This window comes from Burkholderia sp. AcTa6-5 (genome assembly GCF_017815075.1).
Classification (GTDB): Bacteria; Pseudomonadota; Gammaproteobacteria; order Burkholderiales; family Burkholderiaceae; genus Burkholderia; species Burkholderia sola.
Window position 1 is genome coordinate 121,903 of the sequence record NZ_JAGIQE010000018.1, and the last position, 20,553, is coordinate 142,455.

Below are 20,553 nucleotides of genomic sequence, written 5' to 3' on the forward strand. Positions count from 1 at the left end.
CATGCAAGCCGGACCATTGATCGACGCGCTGCACGGCGGCGCGGATATTCCTGTCGGCGACGTGCGCGACGTGCTGCCGCATCGCGGCACGATGCTGCTGCTCGACTCGATCGAGCGCTGCTCGGAAACCGGCATCGAGGTGAGCGCGATGGCGCGCCGCGATGCGTGGTACGCCGCCGACAGCGGTGCGATGCCGGCGTGGATCGGCATCGAGCTGATGGCGCAGGCGATCGCCGCGCACGTCGGCCTGCTCGCCGCGCATGCGGGCGGCCGGGCGAAGCCGGGCGTATTGCTCGGCGCGAACCGCTATGTCGCGCATCGCCCCGCGTTCGGCACGGACACGACGCTGCGCATCGTCGCGCGGGAACTGTTGCGCGGCGAAGAGGGGCACGGCGCGTACGAGTGCGCGATTCATGCCGACGGCGAGTGCTGCGCGGAAGCCGTCGTCAAGGTGTACCAACCGAGCGATTTTCAGACTTTTATCGAAGGGAGTTTCAATTCATGACTCGGCGAGTTCTCGTGACAGGGGCGAGCCGCGGCATCGGCCGCGCCGTGGCACTGCGCTTGGCATCCGACGGTTTCGCCGTGACGGTTCATTGCCGCACCGGCCGCGACGACGCGGAAAGCGTCGCCGCGACGATTCGCGCGCAGGGCGGCACGGCGAGCGTGCTGCAGTTCGACGTGCGCGATCGCGCGGTGTGCCGGCGTGAACTGGAGGCCGACGTCGACGCGCACGGCGCGTACTACGGGATCGTCTGCAGCGCGGGCGTGACGCGGGATGGCGCGTTTCCGGCGCTGTCCGAGGAGGACTGGGATATCGTGATCGAAACCGGGCTGGACGCGTTCTACAACGTCGTTCATCCGCTGACCATGCCGATGGTGCGTCTGCGCGGCGGCGGCCGAATCGTGACGATCGCGTCCGTGTCGGGCGTGATGGGCAATCGCGGCCAGGTCAACTACAGCGCCGCGAAGGCCGGCCTGATCGGCGCGACCAAGGCGCTGGCGGTCGAACTGGCATCGCGAAAGATCACCGTCAATTGCGTCGCGCCCGGGCTGGTCGATACCGGCATGCTCGACGACGTGCCGCTGGAACAGGCATTGAAGACGGTCCCGATGGGCCGCGTCGGCCAGCCTGACGAAGTCGCGGCGGTGGTCGGCTTCCTGATGTCGGATGCGGCGACCTACGTCACCCGGCAAGTGATCGGCGTCAACGGCGGGATGGTGTGATGAAGCGAGTGGTCGTGACGGGGATGGGCGGCGTGACCGCCTTCGGTCAAAGCTGGGCGGACATCGAGGCGCGCCTGCGCGACGGGCGCAACGCGGTGCGTTACATGCCGGAATGGGACTGTTACGAAGCGCTGCATACGCGGCTCGCGTGCCCGCTGCCGGCCTTCGAGCTGCCGCGCACGTATCCGCGCAAGAAGACCCGTTCGATGGGGCCCGTATCGATGTACGCGGTGCGCGCGAGCGAACTGGCACTGGCCGATGCGGGGCTGGGCGACGACGCGTCGATCCGGGACGGCCGGATGGGTGTCGCGTACGGGTCGTCGTCGGGATCGGTCGAGCCGATCCGCGCGTTCGGCACGATGATCGAGACGGGATCGATGCGCGACGTCACGTCGAACAGCTACGTGCAGATGATGCCGCACACCACGGCAGTCAACGTCAGCCTGTTCTGGGATCTGAAAGGCCGGATCGTGCCGACGTCGTCGGCCTGCGCGTCCGGCAGCCAGGCAATCGGCTACGCGTACGAGGCGATCGCGACGGGCAAGCAGGCGCTGATGCTGGCGGGCGGCGCGGAGGAGTTGTCCGGCCCGGCGGTCGCGGTGTTCGATACGCTGTACGCGACGAGCACGCGCAACGATGCCGCGAACCTGACGCCGCGGCCGTTCGATGCCGATCGCGACGGGCTGGTGGTCGGTGAAGGCGCGGCGACGCTCGTGCTCGAGGAATACGAGCACGCGATGGCGCGCGGCGCGACGATCCATGCGGAGATCGTCGGTTTCGGCTGCAATTCCGACGGCGCGCACATCACCCAGCCGACCGCGGAGACGATGGCGGTCGCGATGCGTGTCGCGCTGCGCGATGCGGCGCTCGATGCCGATGCGATCGCCTACGTGAACGCGCACGGCACGTCGACCGACCGGGGCGACGTCGCGGAAAGTCATGCGACGGCGTCCGTATTCGGCGAACGCATGCCGATCAGCTCGCTGAAGAGCTATGTGGGGCATACGCTGGGCGCATGTGGTGCGCTCGAGGCGTGGTGGACGATCGAGATGATGAAGCGCAACTGGTATGTGCCGACGCTCAATCTCGATACGATCGATCCGGCCTGCGCGCCGCTCGACTACATCGTCGGCGACGCGCGCCGGATCGAAGCGGAATTCGTGATGAGCAACAACTTCGCGTTCGGCGGGATCAACACGTCGCTGATCTTCCGGCGGGTCGCCGCATGACGGCGCGCGTCGTCGTCACGGGGCTCGGCATCGTGTCGTGCCTCGGCAACGCGCTCGACGAAGTATCGGCCGCGCTGCGCGCCGGTCACTCGGGTGTGAGCCGCGTGGACGCATGGCGCGAGCGCGGTTTTCGCAGCCAGGTCGCCGGCGTGGCGTCGGTCGCCCCGGCAGCGCGGTTTGCCCGCAAGCACGAACGCTTCATGGGCGACACGGCGCGCTTTGCCGCGCATGCGGCCGCGTCGGCGCTCGACGATGCGTGCCTCGCTGCCGACGTGCTCCGTTCGCCGCGCGTGGGCGCGATCGTCGGGTCCGGCATCGGATCGATGGCCGACTACGACGACGCGATGACGATCGCGCAGCATCGCGGCATCGACAAGACGCCGCCCTATGTCGTGCCGAAGGCGATGAGCAGCACGGCGTCGGCATGCGTCGCGCAGGTGTTCGGCATCGAGGGCGTGTCGTACTCGCCGTCGTCCGCGTGCACGAGCGGGGCGCTCGCGATCGGGCAAGCGGCGCAATTGATCCGCTCCGGGTGCCAGGACATCGTGCTGGCAGGTGGAAGCGAGGCGCTGCACGACAACATGACGTTGATGTTCGACGCGATGGGCGTGTTGTCCAGCGGTTTCAACGACACGCCGGACCGCGCGTCGCGTCCGTATACGCTTGACAGGGATGGTTTCGTGATCGCGTCCGGCGCCGGCATTCTGGTGCTCGAATCGCTCGAGCATGCACGCGCGCGCGGCGCGCGAATTCATGCGGAGATCAGCGGATTCGGCCAATGCACGGACAACGCCGGCATGGCGATGCCGCATGCGCCGGGGATGGCGCGCGCGATGCGTGGCGCACTCGAACATGGCGGCGAACGGCGTCCGGACTACGTCAATACGCACGCGCCGTCGACGCAGCGCGGCGACGTCGAGGAACTGAAAGCGCTCGGCGACGTATTCGGCGGCGACGTGCCGGCGTTCTCGTCGACGAAGGGAATGACGGGGCATCCGCTCGGCGCGAGCGGTGCGCATGAAGCGATCTATACGATCCTGATGATGCGCGACGGCTTCGTCGCGGGCTCGGCCGTCGGCGATGTGCCCGATCCCGCGATAGCCGGCATGCCGCTCGTGCGCGACGCGCGCGAATTCGCGATCGAACGCGCGCTGTCGGTTTCGTTCGGATTCGGCGGCAGCTGTGCAAGTGTGTTGTTGGACGCCTGGAAGGGCGATTGAAGTGAACTTACTGAGCTGAGAGGACGATAACAATGAAGCACACACGACATCTGGCCGGCATGTTGGTCGCGACATCGTTGCTGACCGGGTGCGGCACCGTGGTGCGTTCGCTGCCTCTGCCGGCGGCGGCAACGGCACCGGACACGAGCGGCGTCGCGATTTATTTCGGTGCGCAGCCGCATCCGGAGGTCAAGACCAGCATCGGTCCGCGTTCGGAATCGGTGCGCGTGCGCCGGGTCGAAAGCGAGCAGCCGACGTGCGAGCAAGCGCTGGCGGAAGCGCTGAACCGTCTTCGCATCTATGCGAAGCATCACGGCGGGAATGCGGTCATCAACGTGACGACGCGCTTCCATGAAAAAAGCTCGAATTCGACGACCGAATATACGTGTGGCGTGAGCGGCAGTGCGGGCGCGATTGCCGTGTCGGGCGACGTCGTGCAGTTGAACGCTCAATGATGGGGGCACACGTGAAATATCGCATGGCACTGGCATTGATCGGCGCGACGTTCGCGGCTTCGGCCGCCTACGCACGGGATACGATCCGCGACTATCCGATCGACAGCGCGTTGAAGAGCGAGGAAGGCAAGCTCGACGACGGCGTCGCGCTCTATTTCGGCGATCAGCCGCATCCGCGCGTGATGAAGTCGTACGGGACGTTCGCGACCAACAAGAAGACCAACGCGTTCGGCAAGAGCGACGAGGCGGCGTGTCAGCATGTATTCCTGTCGGCCGTGATCGAGCTTCAGGCGCGCGCGCGCGCAAGGAGGGCGGCAATGCGGTGGTCGGCATCAAGAGCAATTACCGCAACGTGTCGCGCTCCAGCCCGAGCGAGTACACGTGCGGTGCCGGCGCGGTGGTTGCCGGCGCGGCGCTGACGGGCGAGGTCGTGACGTTGAAGCAGTAACCGGCACCGACCGGTAGCACGGGGCCGCCGAACGGCGGCCTTGCTTGCTCAGGCAGGCTTGCGCGCGGCGACGTTGACGAGCGTTTCGCGGCGCTTGCCGGGTTTCGGTGCGTACAGGCCGATGCGCTCGAGGAGTCCGAAGTCTTTCGCGCGGCTCCACCACAGATAGGGGAACGACACGTTGCGGGTGTCGAAACCGAACCCGGCGTCGCGTAGCATGGCAAGGTAGCCGTCGGCGCTTTTCTGAACCTCCATCGGGTGGCGGAACAGCAGCCGGATCACCCACGACTTGATGTACGCGTCGGTCGATTCGGCGAACAGCAGCAGTCCGCCGGGTTTCAGCACGCGGCGAAACTCGGCCAGCGCATGGTCCTGATCGACGAGATGGTGAAAGGTCTGATGGCAGAACACGATGTCGACGCTCGCATCGGCAAGCGGAATCTGCGTGCAGTCGGCATGCCGCAGTTCGACGGGCGTGGCGCAGCGATGCGCCGCTTCCGACGCATGCGCGAGCGAGTCGTCGTGGCAGTCGATACCGATGATCCTGGCGGGTGCGAACGCTTCGCTCAGCAGGCGAAACGACTTGCCCTGGCCGCATCCTGCGTCGAGGAGGACGGGGGCCGACGGCAGCGGCGCCGCGATGAGCCGCTTCAGATCGTCGATCGCAACCTTGAGCACGTGATGTTCCCACGTATGCGTGCGAAGAAACCAGATGCCGAACCGGGTTTCGGGAACATAGGCGGGCGCGTGCGTGCGGGAGGACGTCATGGGTCTCTCATCGATCTTGGATTTGTTGAGCGCCTATTGTAGTTGGCAACGCCGGATCGTGGCGTCAGAAACATAAGATACCCAATCAATCGGACTGAATTGGCAAGCATGAGTGAAATGAAATCGAATTCCATCGACGTCGCGATCATCGGGGCAGGGCCTTCCGGTGCCGTCGCGGCCGCGCTGCTGCGCAAGGCCGGCCGTTCGGTGCTGGTGCTCGAGCGTCAGCATTTTCCGCGCTTTTCGATCGGAGAAAGCCTGTTGCCCCAGAGCATGCAGTATCTCGAGGAGGCGGGCATGCTGCAGGCGGTCGTCGAGGCCGGCTTCCAGTTCAAGAACGGCGCGTACTTCGTCTATCGCGACAGGATGTCGTCGTTCGATTTTCGCGAGAAGTTTTCCGCGGGCTGGGGGACGGCCTATCAGGTCGAGCGCGCGGCCTTCGACGATCTGCTGATCCGTTGTGCGGCCGAACAGGGCGCGGACGTGCGATTCGGCCATACGGTGCGCGCCTTCCAGCCGGGCGACAAGCCGCGGCTCGACATCGTCGACGAAGCCGGGCACGACTATTCCGTTCAGCCGTCGTTCGTACTCGATGCGAGCGGGTTCGGCCGCGTGTTGCCGCGACTGCTCGATCTCGACGCGCCGACCGGCCTGCCGACGCGAGCGGCCCTCTTTTCGCACGTCGAGGACAGCCTGCCGGCCGGGTCGACCGATCGCGACAAGATCTGCATCGCCGTTCATCCGGAGCGACGCGACGTGTGGTTCTGGATGATCCCGCTGACGAACGGGCGCTCGTCGGTCGGCTGCGTGGCCGATGCCGGGTTTCTCGACGTGCCGGACGCGCGACAGGAATCGTTGTTGCGCGAATTGCTGCAAAGCGAGCCGACATTGTCGCGACTGGTCGGCAGCAAGCCGTTCGTGATGCCCGTGCGCCGCATCTCGGGTTATGCGTCGAACGTCGAGACCCTGCACGGCCCCGGCTATGCGCTGCTCGGCAACGCGGGCGAATTCCTCGATCCGATCTTTTCGTCGGGCGTGACGATCGCGATGCGCTCGGCTCAACTGGCGGTCGCCGCACTCGAACGGCAGTTGCGTGGCGAGTCGGTCGACTGGGCACGTGATTACGACATCGCGCTGCGCAAGGGCATCGACACCTTCCGCGCCTTCGTCGAACGCTGGTACTCGGGCGCGCTGCAAGACATCGTGTTTCACGAAGACAAGGCCTCCGACGTGAAACGCATGGTCTGCTCGATTCTGGCGGGTTATGCGTGGGACCAGACGAATCCGTTTGTACGGGAGCCGGCGCGGGGTCTCGATATTCTTGCGCAGTTGTGCAGTTCGATAGGCGGGACCGACATCGCCTCGTAGCGCGCGAAGCCGAATACATTGGCTCACCCCTTCGATCGAGATTGCAGTGGATACGCATCAACTCATTACGATATGCCTTTACTCGGCCCTGGTATTGATCGTTCCGGGACCGACCAACACGTTACTTTTTTCGTCCGGAATAAGCGTTGGTCTGACGCGAACCCTCCCGCTCCTGCTCGCCGAAGGCGCAGGCTACGTCATCGCTATCTCGGCTTGGGGCGTTTCGCTGCTGGCGTTCGCCGTGGCGCATCCTCAAATCTTGAGCGTGATCAAGTTGGCATGCGCGTCGTATCTGCTGCTGCTGGCGGCAAAAATGTGGGCACGAGGCACGCTGGAAGAGGATCGGCGTTCGAAGCCGGTGACGTGGCACGATGTCGTCGTCGCCACGCTATTGAATCCGAAGGCTTTTCTGCTTGCAAGTACGGCGTTTCCACTCCAGGCGTTTCAGAACGTCGGTAACGGGGCCGTCGCGTTCGGTGCGTTTCTGCTGGTCCTCGTGCCCATTGGAGCGGGTTGGGCGAGCCTCGGGCGAGTGACGAGGATACTGGCATCCGGGCCGCGTCATATCACGGCGCTATTTCGTTCGGCGTCGGTGCTGCTGGTTCTGTTTTCGGGGTCGCTGCTGTATTCGGTGGTGAAATGAGCTTTCTATGGTCGTGCGATCGATTCCTGTCGCGGAAAAGATCACGCGACCCCTGTGAAATAAAAATGAAAGGGCGTGTGTAAGGCAGGCGACCTGCACGATCTCCCACCGCGAGCCGTCAATCCGGTCGTTCCGGCCCTTCGAAACGACCGGTTGGTATCAAAAATGCGGCGCTGCGTCTATTCCTGGCGCGCGCCGCATCGGTCAATACAAAAAATTACGCATATAAATCATTGGCCTACGCCGAAGGCAAAAAACAATGCTCTGCTGCGCTGCAGAAAATAATCAATCGCCTTATGCTGGTTAACCCGATCGCGTTTGAGCGGCATCAAGTTTTCCGGTGATGCTGCTTTACATTTAGCCAACATTGGCGATTCACGAAATCTACCTGTCGATTTGATTTCGTTCCTTTCGTCGCGCCTGTCCCCGATGCAAGGCGCGACCTCCTCAAGGCGTTGTTGACATGCATGATTTCCCCTTTCTGAGCCTGGCCATCTGGGTTCCGATACTGTTCGGCGCGGGCCTGCTGCGCGCCGGTTCCGACCAGCATTTCCGCCGAATAAGACTGATTGCGCTGGTCGGCTCGATTGCCGGGCTGGCGGCCGTCGTTCCGCTGATTGCCGGTTTCGACGCGCATTCGGCGGCGATGCAGTTCGTCGAAAGGCGCGACTGGCTCGCGGCATTCAATGCCGGATGGCGGGTCGGCATCGACGGCGCGTCGCTGTGGCTCGTCGTGCTGACCGCGTTCACGACGCTGGTGGTAGTGGTGGCATCGTGGGAATCGGTCACCGTGCGCGTCGCGCAGTACTACGCGTCGTTCCTGATCCTGTCGGGACTGATGGTCGGCGTGTTCGTCGCGCAGGACGGGCTGCTGTTCTTCATCTTCTTCGAGGCGACGCTGATCCCGCTGTACCTGCTGATCGGCACGTGGGGGCGCGAGCGCCGCGTGTATGCGGCCGTGAAGTTCTTCTTCATCTCGTTCGCCGGCTCGCTGTTGCTGCTGATGGCGATGCTGTACCTGTACGCGCAGTCGCATACGTTCGACATGGCCGTGTGGCGCACGCTGCAGCTCGGCTTCGCGCCGCAGTTGCTGGTGTTCCTCGGTTTCTTCGCCGCGTTCGCGGTCAAGGTGCCGATGTGGCCGGTCCACACGTGGCTGAGCGACGTGTACACGGACGGCCCGACGGGCGCCGCGCTGATGCTCGCGATGCTCAAGCTCGGCGGCTACGGGTTCCTGCGCTTTGCGCTGCCGATCACGCCCGACGCGAGCCACTTCTTCGCGCCGGCCGTGATCGCGCTGTCGCTGTTCGCGATCGTCTACGCGAGCCTGATCGCGCTCGCGCAGACCGATCTCGGCAAGCTGCTCGCGTATTCGACGGTCGCGCACATGGGCATCGTCACGCTCGGGCTGTTCCTGTTCAACCGGATCGGCGTCGAAGGCGCGATCGTGCAGCTCGTGTCGTACGGCTTCGTGGCGGGCGCGATGCTGTTGTGCGTGAACGTGCTCGTGGATCGCACGCGGCAGCGCGAGATCGCCGCATACGGCGGCGTGGCGGGCGTGATGCCGCGCTTCGCGACCTTCACGCTGCTGTTCGCGATGGCCAACGTCGGGCTGCCGGGCACGTCGGGGTTCGTCGGCGAGTTCATGGTGATCATGGGCGCGATCCGCTTCAACTTCTGGATCGGCGCGATCGCGGCGCTCACGCTGATCCTCAGCGCGTCGTACACGCTGTGGATGCTCAAGCGCGTGGTGTTCGGCAAGGTCGCGAGCCAGCGGATCGCGAAGCTCGCCGACCTGAACCGTCGCGAGATCGTGATGTTCGCGTCGCTCGCGCTGATCGTGCTGGCGGTCGGCATCGATCCGAAGCCGTTCACCGATGCGATCGATCCGACCGTCGGCAAGCTGATCCAGGAAGCGAGCCATTCGAAGGTGCCGGCGGGGGATGGCCCCGCGCCGGCGCTGCCGTCGTACATGGCATCGACGCACGACTGAGCGCGGCACACCGAGCCGCACCACGCCGCGCAAGCCCGCCGCATCGCGCGGCGCGCATCGTTGCGCACACATCGATCCGCGGCCCGGCACGGCAAGTGCCGGGCGCGCTTCCGGCTGCGTGAAATTGCCCCGCGACAATGTGACTCACGGCAGATTTTGCAATGATGATTTGCCGCATGCACCGGTTTTTCATCGCACTCGCGCGACGTATGATTCGGCCAATTTCGTGAATCGAATGCGCATCGGGCATACGCAAACGGATTCAATGACCCTCGGGCTGTGTGATGAAAAGAAGAGCATCAAGAGGCTGGTCGGCGCTGCTTTCAATGGGCGCGGCATTGAGCCTGTCAGGTTGTAATTTAGATGTACTAAATCCGAAAGGAAGCGTGGGGGCGGCCGAAAAGGCGCTGATCGCGACGTCCACGTGGGCGATGCTGATCGTCGTCGTGCCGGTGATCCTGCTGACGTTATGGTTCGCGTGGCGTTACCGCGCGTCGAATCGCAACGCCGCCTACGCGCCGAACTGGTCGCACTCGACCGCGATCGAGGTCGTGATCTGGACGGTGCCGACGCTGATCATCCTGTTCCTCGGCGTGCTCACGTGGAAGACCACGCACGAGCTCGATCCGTACAAGCCGCTCGAATCGGCGGTGAAGCCGATCGACGTCGAGGTGGTCGCACTCGACTGGAAGTGGCTGTTCATCTATCCGGAATTCGGCATCGCGTCGGTGAACCAGCTCGCGATTCCGGTCGGCACGCCGGTGAACTTCCGCATCACGTCGGATTCGGTGATGAATTCGTTCTTCATCCCGCAGCTCGGCGGCCAGGTCTACGCGATGGCCGGCATGCAGACGCGCCTGCACCTGATCGCCGACGAGCCCGGCAATTACGCGGGCACGTCCGCCAACTTCAGCGGCCGCGGGTTCTCCGACATGAAGTTCCGCACGCTCGCCGAGCCGCGCGAGCAGTTCGATGCGTGGGTGCAGAAGGTGAAGGCGTCGCCGGACCGGCTCGACGCGACCGTATACGGCAGCGTCGCGCAGCCGAGCGAAAAGGCGCCGGTGCGCTACTTCTCGTCGGTCGATCCGCGGCTCTTCCACAACATCATCGCGAAATACAACGATGGCCACGTCCTCGACCTGAAGGACGCCGCCTGCGGCACGAAGGGGTAACGCATGTTCGGCAAACTCACACTTTCGGCGATTCCGTTCGATCAGCCCATCATCATGGGGGCCGGCGCCTTCATGGGGCTGGTCGTGCTGGGCATTCTCGCCGCGCTGACGATCACCGGCCGCTGGAAATGGCTGTGGACGGAATGGCTGACCACGGTCGACCACAAGAGACTCGGCGTGATGTACATCATCGTCGCGCTGATCATGCTGCTGCGCGGCTTCGCCGACGCGATCATGATGCGCATGCAGCTCGCGCTCGCGTACAACGCGCCCGGCTACCTGCCGCCGCACCACTATGACCAGATCTTCACCGCGCACGGCGTGATCATGATCTTCTTCATGGCGATGGTGTTCATGGTCGGCCTGATGAACCTGATCGTGCCGCTGCAGATCGGCGCGCGCGACGTCGCGTTCCCGTTCATCAACTCGCTGTCGTTCTGGATGACGGCGGTCAGCGCGATCCTGATCAACCTGTCGCTCGTAATCGGCGAATTCGCGCAGACGGGCTGGCTCGCGTACCCGCCGCTGTCGGAGCTGCAGTTCAGTCCGGGGGTAGGGGTCGACTACTACCTGTGGGCGCTGCAGATCTCCGGTGTCGGCACGCTGCTGACCGGCGTGAACTTCTTCGTGACGATCATCAAGATGCGCGCGCCCGGCATGACGCTGTTGAAGATGCCGGTGTTCACGTGGACGGCGCTCTGCACGAACGTGCTGATCATGGCGTCGTTCCCGATCCTGACCGCGACGCTCGCGCTGCTCGGCCTCGACCGTTACCTCGGCATGCACTTCTTCACGAACGACGCCGGCGGCAACGCGATGCTGTACCTGAACCTGATCTGGGCGTGGGGCCATCCGGAGGTGTACATCCTGATCCTGCCGGCGTTCGGGATCTTCTCGGAAGTCATCGCGACGTTCGCGAAGAAGCCGCTGTTCGGCTACAAGACGATGGTGTACGCGACCTGCGCGATCATGGTGCTGTCGTTCCTCGTGTGGCTGCATCACTTTTTCACGATGGGCTCGGGCGCGAACGTGAACGCGTTCTTCGGGATCATGACGATGATCATCGCGATTCCGACCGGCGTGAAGGTGTTCAACTGGCTGTTCACGATGTATCGCGGCCGGATCCAGTTCACGACGCCCGTGCTGTGGACGATCGGCTTCATGGTCACGTTCACGCTCGGCGGCATGACCGGCGTGATGATGGCGATCCCGGGCGCGGACTTCGTGCTGCACAACAGCCTGTTCCTGATCGCGCACTTCCACAACGTGATCATCGGCGGCGTGCTGTTCGGTTATCTCGCTGGCTTCAACTACTGGTTTCCGAAAGCGTTCGGCTTCAAGCTGAACGAGAAGCTCGGCAAGGCGGCATTCTGGTTCTGGCAGGTCGGCTTCTACGTCGCGTTCGTGCCGCTCTACGTGCTCGGCTTCATGGGCATGACGCGCCGCCTGAACCATTACGACAACCCGGCCTGGCATCCGTGGCTGCTGGTCGCCGCGTTCGGCGCCGTGCTGATCGCGATCGGCATCGCGTGCCAGCTGCTGCAACTGGTGGTCAGCATCCGCAACCGCCATCTGCCGGAGTACCGCGACACGACGGGCGACCCGTGGGGCGGCCGCACGCTGGAGTGGGCGACGTCGTCGCCGCCGGCCGACTACAACTTCGCGGTGATCCCGCAGGTGCGCACGCTCGACGCGTATGCGGACATGAAGGCGCGCGGCGAAGGCCGGCCGAACCCGGCCGTGATCCGCGACATCCACATGCCGTCGAATACCTGTGCGGGCCTCGTGATCGCGATCTTCAGCCTGGTGCTCGGCTTCGCGCTGGTGTGGCACATCTGGTGGATGGCGATCGGCGGGCTCGTCGGGATCATCGCGACGCTCGTGATCTACAGCTCGCGCGATAACGACGGCTATTACATCCCTGCGTCGACGGTGCGCAAGACCGAAGACAAGCAGCCGACGAAGCGCCCGGCGCGCGTCGACGACGTGGAACTGGAGGCCAACTGATGTTGCAGAAAACCTTGAGCGCAACCCTGCTCGAGCACGACGATCATCCGCCGTCGCATTCGGTGTTCGGGTTCTGGCTGTACCTGATGACCGACTGCGTGATCTTCGCGGCGCTGTTCGCGACGTTCGCGGTGCTCGGCCACCAGTACGCGGGCGGGCAGACCGCGAAAGAGCTGTTCGACATTCCGGGCGTCGCGGTGGAAACCGCCGCGTTGCTGCTGTCGAGCATCACGTACGGTTTCGCGATGCTCGCGGCGTACAAGCAGCGGCGCGGTGCGCTGCTCGCGTGGCTCGCAGTGACGTTCGTGCTCGGCGCGGCGTTTCTCGCGATGGAACTGCGCGAGTTCTCGCACCTGATCGCGGAAGGCGCCGGCCCGCAGCGCAGCGCGTTCCTGTCGGCGTTCTTCACGCTGGTCGGCACGCACGGGCTGCACGTGACGGCCGGCCTGTTGTGGATGATCGTGCTCGCCGCGCAAATCGTGTTGCGCGGCGGCGACCTGACCGATCGCGACCTGCGACGCCTGACGTGCCTGAGCCTCTTCTGGCACTTCCTCGACATCGTGTGGATCTGCGTGTTTTCCTTTGTCTATCTCGCGAGCGTGATCTAAATGGCCCATTCGCATTCGTCTCAACTCGAAGAAGGGCACGGCAGTGTCGGCGGCTACGTCGCCGGTTTCATCCTGTCGGTGCTGCTCACGGCCGCGTCGTTCGGCCTCGTGATGGGCGGCGTGCTGTCGCCGCACGCGTCGCTGGTCGCGCTGGCCGTGCTCGCGTTCGTGCAGATCGTCGTGCACCTCGTGTACTTCCTGCACATGAACGGCTCGTCGGGCCAGCGCTGGAACGTGATGGCGTTCAGCTATACGGTGCTGACTGCCGCGATCCTGATCGTCGGCACGCTGTGGGTGATGCACAACGTGAGCATGAACATGATGTCGCGTTGAGCGGCGGCGCGGCGCATCGGGTTCACCTCCATGCGCGTTCATGAAGAAAAGGCGGCACGTGCCGCCTTTTCGTTTTTTCCCGCTGCTGCGTCGCGCGGGGCAGGGCGGTCAGTGCCGCACGCCGGCATCGGCCGTCAGCGCATGCGTGCAGTCCGCGCGGTACTCGGCGGCGAGCCGATGCTTCGCACCGTCGAGGTCGTCGGGGTAGTACGGGCTCGCATGGGCGGGATCGTAGCCGACCTGTTCGAGTTCGGTCAGCTCGCGCACGAGGTCCGCCCGCGTGACGTCGCGGCCCGTGTGCACGAACGGGTACGCATTGCATTCCTGCGGGGTGAGGTGCGGCCCCGCGAATGCGGCGGTGCTCGCGCATGCGAGCAGCATGCAGGCGACTGTGGTCGACAGTTTCATCCGGTAGCTCCTGGTTTCGCGGCCCGATGCCGCATGACGTCAGCGTAGGCGGCCCCGGCCGCAGCGCGGCCGACGCACGGATGAAACATGTTTCACAGGCGCGTGCCGCGACGCAGGATGAAGCTATTTTCATCTGGCGCCGCGCGGCGATCGCGGCGCTTACGATAGCGGCGGGCGCATCGTGCGCGCCCGTCTTGACGTTCATTGCGAGGGCAACCATGCGAGTACTGACGGTCGAGGACGATGCGGTGACCGCGAACGAAATCGTCGGCGAGCTGACTGCACGCGGCTTCGAGGTCGACTGGATCGACAACGGCCGAGAAGGGATGATGCGCGCGATGAGCGCATCGTACGACGCGATCACGCTCGACCGGATGCTGCCGGGGGCGGACGGTCTCGCGATCGTGACCGCGATGCGCACGGTCGGCATCGATACGCCGGTGCTGATGCTGAGCGCGCTCGGCGACGTCGACGAGCGCATTCGCGGTCTGCGCGCGGGCGGCGACGATTACCTGACGAAGCCGTTCGATTCCGGCGAACTGAGCGCGCGTATCGAAGTGCTGCTGCGCCGCCGGCAGGCATCGGGCGTGCCGCAGCAGACGCTGCTGAAGGTCGGCGCGCTCGAGCTGGACCTCATTTCGCGCTGTGCGCGCCGCGGCGCCGACGAGATTCCGCTGCTGCCGACCGAGTTCCGCGTGCTCGAATTCATGATGCGCAACGCGGGCCAGACGATCACGCGCACGATGCTGTTCGAGGCCGTGTGGGGCTATCACTTCGATCCCGGCACCAACCTGATCGACGTTCACATGGGGCGGCTGCGCAAGAAGATCGATCCGCCCGGCGCGAACCCGATGATCCAGACGGTGCGCGGATCGGGCTACATGCTCGCTTGATGGAGGCACGGATGGACGCAGCCCGCGCGGCGAACTTCACGCGCCGCTGGCATACGACGACGTTTCGCTGGCTGTGTGCTTACGCGGCGATCTTCTCGGTGTCGCTGCTGCTGCTCGCGGGCGTGATCAGCGTGGCCGCGACGCACACGATGGCCCGCGACACCGACGAGGTGCTTGCGTGGCAACTGATCTATTTCGATTCGATTCCCGACGCCGAGCTGCCGCTCGCGATCCATCGGCGGCTCGAGCACGAGCACATGCATACGAATTTCTACGGGCTGTTCGACGCGAGCGGGCGCCGCGTGGCTGGCGACATCGCGACGCCGCCCGTGCTGCGTACCGATCGCCACGGCCGGACGCTGAACCGCACGCTCGCGCCGCTCGACGGTCAATCGTCGCCGATCACGCGCGCGATGGCCGTGCGCCGCGACGACGGGATGACGCTGGTCGTCGCGCGCGACCTGTCGCATTTCATCCAGATCCGCGACGTCGCGATTCGCGGGCTCGTGATCGGCGGCGTGATGATCCTGATCGCGGGCGTCGCGGGCGGCAGCATGCTCGGCATGCGGCAGATGCGCCGCGTCGCCGAGATCCGGCGCGTCACGCGGCAGATCGCCGAGGGCGATCTCGGCAAGCGGCTGCCGGTCGGCGGCTATGACGAACTCGACCTGCTCGCGCATCTCGTGAACCACATGTTGGACGAAGTCGAGCGGCTGATGGGCGAGGTGCGCCATACCTGCGACGGGATCGCGCACGACTTGCGCACGCCGCTCGCACGCGTGCATACGATGCTGGCGCGGCTCGCCGACCAGCCGTTCTGCGCACACGATCCCGCGTCGGCTGCGCTGCTGGCGTCGGCGCGCGACGAAACCGACCGGCTGCTCGAACGTTTTCGCGCGATGCTGCGCATCTCCGAGATCGGCACGCTGAGCCGGCGCGGCGGGTTTGCCGCGGTCGACGTCGCGGCGTTGCTGCGCGACGTGTGCGAACTTTACGAGCCGCTGGCCGAGGCGGTCGACGTGTCGTTGGAGCTCGATGCGGCCGCGGTCGACGGCATCCATGGCGACCGTGCGTTGCTGTTCGAGGCGTTCAGCAATCTCGCGGACAACGCGATCAAATTCACGCCGCCCGGCGGCCGCGTGCGCGTCGCGCTCCAGACGACGTCGCATGGTCCGCTCGTCCGGTTCGAGGACACCGGGCCCGGCATCCCGCCCGGCGAGCGCAATGCGGTGCTCGAGCGCTTCTATCGCGGCGAGCGCACGCGCCACGTGAACGGCTCGGGGCTCGGGTTGAGCATCGTGTCGGCGGTGATGCGCGTGCACGGTTTCGTGCTGCGGATCGGCGATGCGCAGCCGGCCGGTGCGGCGATCACGGTCGAATGCTGGCCGCGTTCGCTCGCGTGACGGAGGGGGCCGATCGATGCGCATCCTGCTGATTGCGCCGCCGACGCCTGATGCGTCGCGGCTCGACAAGGCGTTTCGGGAAAGCATGCACGGCGTCGAACGCGTCGACGAATGGCGCGACGGCTGTTTCGCGGCGACGCAGGACCGGTTCGACGCGATCGTGATCCTCGCGACCGATGGCGCTTCCGTGCCGACGCTTCTCGACGGATTCCCGCCGCTCGCCGCGTCGGCCGGCAGCGCGACGATTGCCGCGATCGTCGCCGGCACCACGTCCGCCGAGCGTGCACGGATGCTGAACGCGGGCTGCGACGTGTGCCTGGCCCATCCGTGCTCGTTCGTCGAATTGCACGAGCGGCTGCGCGCACTGTGGCGCCGCACGGGCGTCATCGCGATGCGGGAATCGATCCGGCTCGACACGGCGACGCGCGCGCTCGACGAGCGGGGCCGGCGGCTCGCGCTCAGCGCCCGGGAATTTCGCGTGGTCGAATGCCTGCTGCGCGAAGCGGGGCGGCCGGTCGGGCGCGACGCCGTGCTGCGTTATGCGTGGGGCGATGCGGACATCGAACCCGAAACGGTCAATGCGCTGGTCGTACGGTTGCGGCGCAAGCTGGCCGCGCATGCGTTTTCCGCGCGGATCGAAACGGTGGCGCGATTCGGCTTCCGGTTCGACGCGGGCGCGGCGCCGCTTGACGCGGGCCGCGGCGCAGGTTGAAGGACGTTTCCGGAAAGGGGGGCGCCGGGCGCCGATTGTTACAAGACGTTAGCGCGGGCTTCCCGTTGCGATGCGGCGCATCAGTTCTTACAAACTTGAAATATGCGGGGCGGGCGCTTGCCGCTATAGTCGAATCACACATGACACAACCAGAAGAGGAATCCATGAAGACTTTGCGTGTTGCCTCGCTCGTGACCGGTATGACGGCCTTGCTCGTGTCGGGCGCAGCAATGGCGGGAGTCAATGTCGGGATCAACGTCGGCGTGCCGGCACCGGTCTACGTCGCGCCCGCGCCCGTGTATGCGCCGCCGCCTCCGCCGGTCGTCTACCAGCCGGCGCCCGTCTACGCACCGGCGCCCGTGTACGGGCCGGCGCCGGCGATCGTGATCGGCTGGCACGGCGACCGCTACTGGGACGGCCGCCGCTACTGGGGCCGCGACGAATGGTATCGCCACCATGGTCGCGGCTGGGGCGGCGATCGCGGTCACTGGGATCACGGCCGCCACAACGGCTGGCGCTGATCGACCGGTCGCGCGTGCGTGCCGCGCGCGCGACAACGGCTCGTGAGGAAACCGCCCGCGTGGCGGTTTTCTTTTGGCTCGACGGATTGAATGGGTAGAATCGCTCCACGTTACTACCCTCATTCGACGACAGGGCCTCTATGACGAAGGGTTCGCCCCGGGCCGCCGCCGCGCGCGCCTGCCTCGGTGCGCTGCGGGCCGCCGGCCGCGTGGCCGCGGCGCTGGCGCTGCACGCGGCGCTGGCCGCGCCCGCCGCGCACGCGGCCTACGCGATTGCGCAGTACGGCGAGCCGAAGTATCCGCCGGGCTTCAAGCATTTCGACTACGTGAACCCCGACGCGCCGAAGGGCGGCACGCTCGTGCTCGCGAACCCGAGCCGGCTGACGTCGTTCGACAAGTTCAATCCGTTCACGATGCGCGGCAACACCGCGCCGGGCATCGACATGCTGTTCGAGAGCCTCGCGACCGGCAGCCTGGACGAGCCGGCGTCCGCGTACGGATTGCTCGCCGACGACATCGACGTCGCGCCGGACCGCCGCTCGGTCACGTTCCACCTGAATCCGCGCGCGCGCTTCTCGAACGGCGATCGCGTCACGGCGGACGACGTCAAGTTTTCGTTCGACACGCTGAAGAGCAAGCAGGCCGCACCGCAGTTCGGCGCGTACTTCGCCGAAATCACGAAGGCCGTGGTCGTCGATCCGGCGACCGTGCGCTTCGAATTCCACAGCGCGAACCGCGAGTTGCCGCTGATCGCCGGCGGCGTGCCGGTGTTCTCGCGCAAGTGGGGATTGCGCGCGGACGGCTCGCGCATCCCGTTCGACCAGCTCGCGTTCGAGCAGCCGATCGGCAGCGGCCCGTACGTGATCGACCATTACGACAACGGCCGCACGATCACCTACCGGCGCAGCCCCGCGTACTGGGGCGCCGACCTGCCGGTGCGAGTCGGCACCCACAACTTCGAGCGGATCGTCTACAAGCTGTACGGCGACGGCGTCGCGCGGCTCGAGGCGTTCAAGGCCGGCGAATACGACGTGCTCGTCGAGTACGTCGCGCGCAACTGGGCGCGACGCGACGTCGGCAAGCGTTTCGACAGCGGCGAGTTGATCAAGCGCGAGTTCCGGCAGCACAACGGCGCCGGCATGCAGGGCTTCTTCATGAACCTGCGCCGGCCGTTGTTCCGCGACGTGCGCGTGCGTCAGGCGCTCGACCTCGCGTTCGACTTCGAATGGCTGAACCGCCAGCTGTTCTACAGCGCGTACACGCGCCTGAACAGTTATTTCGCCGACACCGACCTGCAGGCGACCGGTACGCCGGGCGAGGGCGAGCTGAAGCTGCTGGAGCCGCTGCGTGCGCAGCTCGATCCGGCCGTGTTCGGCCCGATGGTCACGCAGCCGAACACGAATCCGCCGGGCTCGCTGCGCGCGAACCTGTTGAAGGCGCGCGCGCTGCTCGCACAGGCCGGCTGGACCTATCGCGACGGCGCGCTGCGCAATGCGAAGGGCGAGCCGTTCGCTTTCGAGATCCTCGACGATGCGGGCGGCGCGATGGAAGGCGTCGTGACCGCGTACCAGCGCAACCTCGCGAAGCTCGGCATCGCCGTGCGGTTTCGCACGGCCGATTACGCGCTGCTGCAAAAGCGCCTCGATGCGTTCGACTACGACATGACGACGATCCGCCTGCCGGGCGTGCAGGTGCCCGGCGCCGAGCAATACTCGCGGTACGCGAGCAAGTTCGCCGACGAGCCGGGCTCCGACAACTTCATCGGATTGAAATCGCCGGCCGTCGACGCGTTGCTGCACGCGCTCGGCACCGCGCAGACGCGCGAGGAATTGCTCGACGCGACGCACGCGCTCGACCGCGTGCTGATGCACGGCTACTACGCGGTGCCGCAGTGGTACAGCACGACGCACCGCGTCGCGTACCGGCACACGCTCGCCTATCCGCAGACGCTGCCGCTGTACTATTCGGCCGAGGGCTGGGTCGTGTCGACCTGGTGGGCGAAGCCCGATCACTGACCCGCGCCGGCCCTTCATCCAACCCGCCACCGATCACGAGTCGACGCCCTATGTGGAGCTACATCCTCAAACGCCTGCTGTTGATGATCCCGACGCTCGTCGGCGTGCTGACGCTCACGTTCGCGGTGATCCAGTTCGTGCCGGGCGGCCCGGTCGAGCAGGCCGTGCAGGAGTTGCGCAAGGGCGCGACCGAGCAGGGCGCGACGCCGTTCGGGATGCGCGCGCACACCGGCGTCGACGCGCAGCAGCTCGCGCAGCTCAAGGCGCTGTACGGTTTCGACAAGCCGCCGCTCGAACGCTACTGGCTGATGCTCAAGCGCTTCGCGCGCTTCGATCTCGGCGAAAGCTACTTTCGCCACCAGAGCGTGTGGTCGCTGGTCGTGCAGAAGCTGCCCGTGTCGATCAGCATCGGGCTGTGGACGTTCTTCCTCACGTACCTGATCTCGGTGCCGCTCGGCATCGCGAAGGCCGTGCGCAACGGTTCGCCGTTCGACGTCGCGACGAGCCTCGTCGTGCTGGTCGGCTATGCGATTCCGGGCTTCGTGCTCGGCGTGCTGCTGCTCGTGCTGTTCGGCGGCGGCTCGTTCTGGCAGCTCTTTCCGCTGCGCGGCCTCACGTCGGACAACTTCGCGCAGCTGTCGCTCGTCGGCAAGGTGCTCGACTATCTGTGGCACATCGCGCTGCCGATCACCGCGTCGGTCGTCGGCAGCTTCGCGGTCATCACGATGCTCACGAAGAATGCGTTCCTCGACCAGATCCGCCGGCAATACGTGCTGACCGCGCGCGCGAAGGGGCTCTCCGAGCGCAGCGTGCTGTGGAAGCACGTGTTCCGCAATGCGATGCTGCCGCTGATCGTCGGCTTCCCGGCCGCGTTCATCGGCGCGTTCTTCACCGGCAGCCTGCTGATCGAGACGCTGTTCTCGCTCGACGGCCTCGGGCTGCTGTCGTACGAGTCGGTCGTGCGGCGCGATTACCCGGTCGTGCTCGGCACGTTGTACCTGTTCACGCTGATCGGGCTCGCGACCAAGCTGATTTCCGATCTTTGCTATGTGTGGGTCGATCCGCGCATTCAATTCGACAACCTGGAGCGCTGACATGAAACGAGCCATTCGCATGCCCGGCGCCAGCGG

Annotated in this window: 20 protein-coding genes and 1 pseudogene; 19 read left to right on the plus strand and 2 right to left on the minus strand. The window is 65.7% G+C overall.

The window, feature by feature from the left end; translation table 11 throughout:
* Position 1 precedes the first annotated feature (1 nt).
* The 6 genes and pseudogenes from J8I33_RS23385 to J8I33_RS23410 all read left to right on the plus strand — a co-directional run bounded on the left by J8I33_RS23385 (position 2) and on the right by J8I33_RS23410 (position 4,579).
* Positions 2–505 (plus strand): hotdog family protein, encoded by a 504-nt coding sequence (locus tag J8I33_RS23385; protein WP_209939146.1) that lies wholly within the window; start codon positions 2–4, stop codon positions 503–505.
* Positions 502–1,227: a 3-ketoacyl-ACP reductase FabG2 gene (locus J8I33_RS23390; protein ID WP_209927804.1), complete on the plus strand. Its 726-nt coding sequence runs from the start codon at positions 502–504 to the stop codon at positions 1,225–1,227. The genes J8I33_RS23385 and J8I33_RS23390 overlap by 4 nt, the downstream gene beginning before the upstream one ends.
* Positions 1,227–2,456: a beta-ketoacyl-ACP synthase gene (locus J8I33_RS23395; protein WP_050012955.1), complete on the plus strand. Its 1,230-nt coding sequence runs from the start codon at positions 1,227–1,229 to the stop codon at positions 2,454–2,456. Before J8I33_RS23390 ends, J8I33_RS23395 begins: the two co-directional genes overlap by 1 nt.
* The gene (locus J8I33_RS23400; RefSeq protein WP_209939147.1) at positions 2,453–3,676 is read left to right on the plus strand and encodes a beta-ketoacyl synthase N-terminal-like domain-containing protein; all 1,224 of its coding nucleotides are present in this window, start codon (positions 2,453–2,455) and stop codon (positions 3,674–3,676) included. The genes J8I33_RS23395 and J8I33_RS23400 overlap by 4 nt, the downstream gene beginning before the upstream one ends.
* 32 nt (positions 3,677–3,708) lie before the next feature.
* Positions 3,709–4,131, plus strand: coding sequence for a signal peptidase (locus tag J8I33_RS23405; RefSeq protein WP_089488579.1), 423 nt, complete (start codon positions 3,709–3,711; stop codon positions 4,129–4,131).
* Between the two features lie 23 nt (positions 4,132–4,154).
* Positions 4,155–4,579 (plus strand): annotated as a pseudogene (locus J8I33_RS23410) (excinuclease ABC subunit A).
* A gap of 48 nt (positions 4,580–4,627) precedes the next feature.
* Here J8I33_RS23410 and J8I33_RS23415 read toward each other — a convergent pair.
* Positions 4,628–5,347 (minus strand): class I SAM-dependent methyltransferase, encoded by a 720-nt coding sequence (locus J8I33_RS23415; protein ID WP_050012952.1) that lies wholly within the window; start codon positions 5,345–5,347, stop codon positions 4,628–4,630.
* A 108-nt stretch (positions 5,348–5,455) separates the two neighbouring features.
* Between J8I33_RS23415 and J8I33_RS23420 the strand changes: the two genes are divergently transcribed.
* The 7 genes from J8I33_RS23420 (at position 5,456) to cyoD (ending at position 13,471) form a co-directional block, all read left to right on the plus strand.
* Positions 5,456–6,715 carry an NAD(P)/FAD-dependent oxidoreductase gene (locus J8I33_RS23420; protein ID WP_050012951.1) on the plus strand — a complete coding sequence of 420 codons (1,260 nt, stop codon included), beginning with the start codon at positions 5,456–5,458 and terminating at the stop codon, positions 6,713–6,715.
* A 46-nt stretch (positions 6,716–6,761) separates the two neighbouring features.
* Complete coding sequence (locus J8I33_RS23425; RefSeq protein ID WP_260429649.1) at positions 6,762–7,358, plus strand: LysE family translocator; 597 nt, start codon at positions 6,762–6,764, stop codon at positions 7,356–7,358.
* 463 nt (positions 7,359–7,821) lie between these two features.
* Entirely contained in the window at positions 7,822–9,351 is a 1,530-nt protein-coding gene (locus J8I33_RS23430; protein ID WP_050012950.1) for an NADH-quinone oxidoreductase subunit M, read from the plus strand.
* Between the two features lie 284 nt (positions 9,352–9,635).
* Positions 9,636–10,523 carry a ubiquinol oxidase subunit II gene (cyoA, locus tag J8I33_RS23435; protein WP_050012949.1) on the plus strand — a complete coding sequence of 296 codons (888 nt, stop codon included), beginning with the start codon at positions 9,636–9,638 and terminating at the stop codon, positions 10,521–10,523.
* Positions 10,524–10,526: 3 nt separating this feature from the next.
* On the plus strand, positions 10,527–12,530 hold the full coding sequence (gene cyoB, locus J8I33_RS23440) for a cytochrome o ubiquinol oxidase subunit I (RefSeq protein ID WP_050012948.1): 2,004 nt from the start codon (positions 10,527–10,529) through the stop codon (positions 12,528–12,530).
* Positions 12,530–13,138, plus strand: coding sequence for a cytochrome o ubiquinol oxidase subunit III (gene cyoC / locus J8I33_RS23445; protein ID WP_027784811.1), 609 nt, complete (start codon positions 12,530–12,532; stop codon positions 13,136–13,138). The genes cyoB and cyoC overlap by 1 nt, the downstream gene beginning before the upstream one ends.
* On the plus strand, positions 13,139–13,471 hold the full coding sequence (cyoD, locus tag J8I33_RS23450) for a cytochrome o ubiquinol oxidase subunit IV (protein ID WP_009692722.1): 333 nt from the start codon (positions 13,139–13,141) through the stop codon (positions 13,469–13,471).
* Positions 13,472–13,579: 108 nt separating this feature from the next.
* On the opposite strand, the gene J8I33_RS23455 is transcribed toward cyoD, so the two are convergent.
* Positions 13,580–13,879: a DUF4148 domain-containing protein gene (locus J8I33_RS23455; protein ID WP_124556742.1), complete on the minus strand. Its 300-nt coding sequence runs from the start codon at positions 13,877–13,879 to the stop codon at positions 13,580–13,582.
* A gap of 218 nt (positions 13,880–14,097) precedes the next feature.
* On the opposite strand from J8I33_RS23455, the gene J8I33_RS23460 reads away from it, so the two are divergent.
* From J8I33_RS23460 to J8I33_RS23485, 6 genes are all read left to right on the plus strand, one after another.
* Positions 14,098–14,772: a response regulator transcription factor gene (locus tag J8I33_RS23460; RefSeq protein ID WP_050013034.1), complete on the plus strand. Its 675-nt coding sequence runs from the start codon at positions 14,098–14,100 to the stop codon at positions 14,770–14,772.
* A gap of 11 nt (positions 14,773–14,783) precedes the next feature.
* Positions 14,784–16,175, plus strand: coding sequence for a HAMP domain-containing sensor histidine kinase (locus J8I33_RS23465; RefSeq protein ID WP_050012945.1), 1,392 nt, complete (start codon positions 14,784–14,786; stop codon positions 16,173–16,175).
* Between the two features lie 16 nt (positions 16,176–16,191).
* Positions 16,192–16,887, plus strand: coding sequence for a winged helix-turn-helix domain-containing protein (locus J8I33_RS23470; protein WP_124556744.1), 696 nt, complete (start codon positions 16,192–16,194; stop codon positions 16,885–16,887).
* Positions 16,888–17,051: 164 nt separating this feature from the next.
* Complete coding sequence (locus tag J8I33_RS23475) at positions 17,052–17,408, plus strand: hypothetical protein (RefSeq protein WP_050012943.1); 357 nt, start codon at positions 17,052–17,054, stop codon at positions 17,406–17,408.
* 140 nt (positions 17,409–17,548) lie between these two features.
* A complete protein-coding gene (locus J8I33_RS23480) occupies positions 17,549–19,423 on the plus strand; it encodes an extracellular solute-binding protein (RefSeq protein ID WP_209939148.1) in 1,875 nt (624 codons plus the stop codon).
* 50 nt (positions 19,424–19,473) lie between these two features.
* Positions 19,474–20,517: an ABC transporter permease subunit gene (locus tag J8I33_RS23485; protein WP_050012941.1), complete on the plus strand. Its 1,044-nt coding sequence runs from the start codon at positions 19,474–19,476 to the stop codon at positions 20,515–20,517.
* The last annotated feature ends 36 nt before the right edge of the window (positions 20,518–20,553 follow it).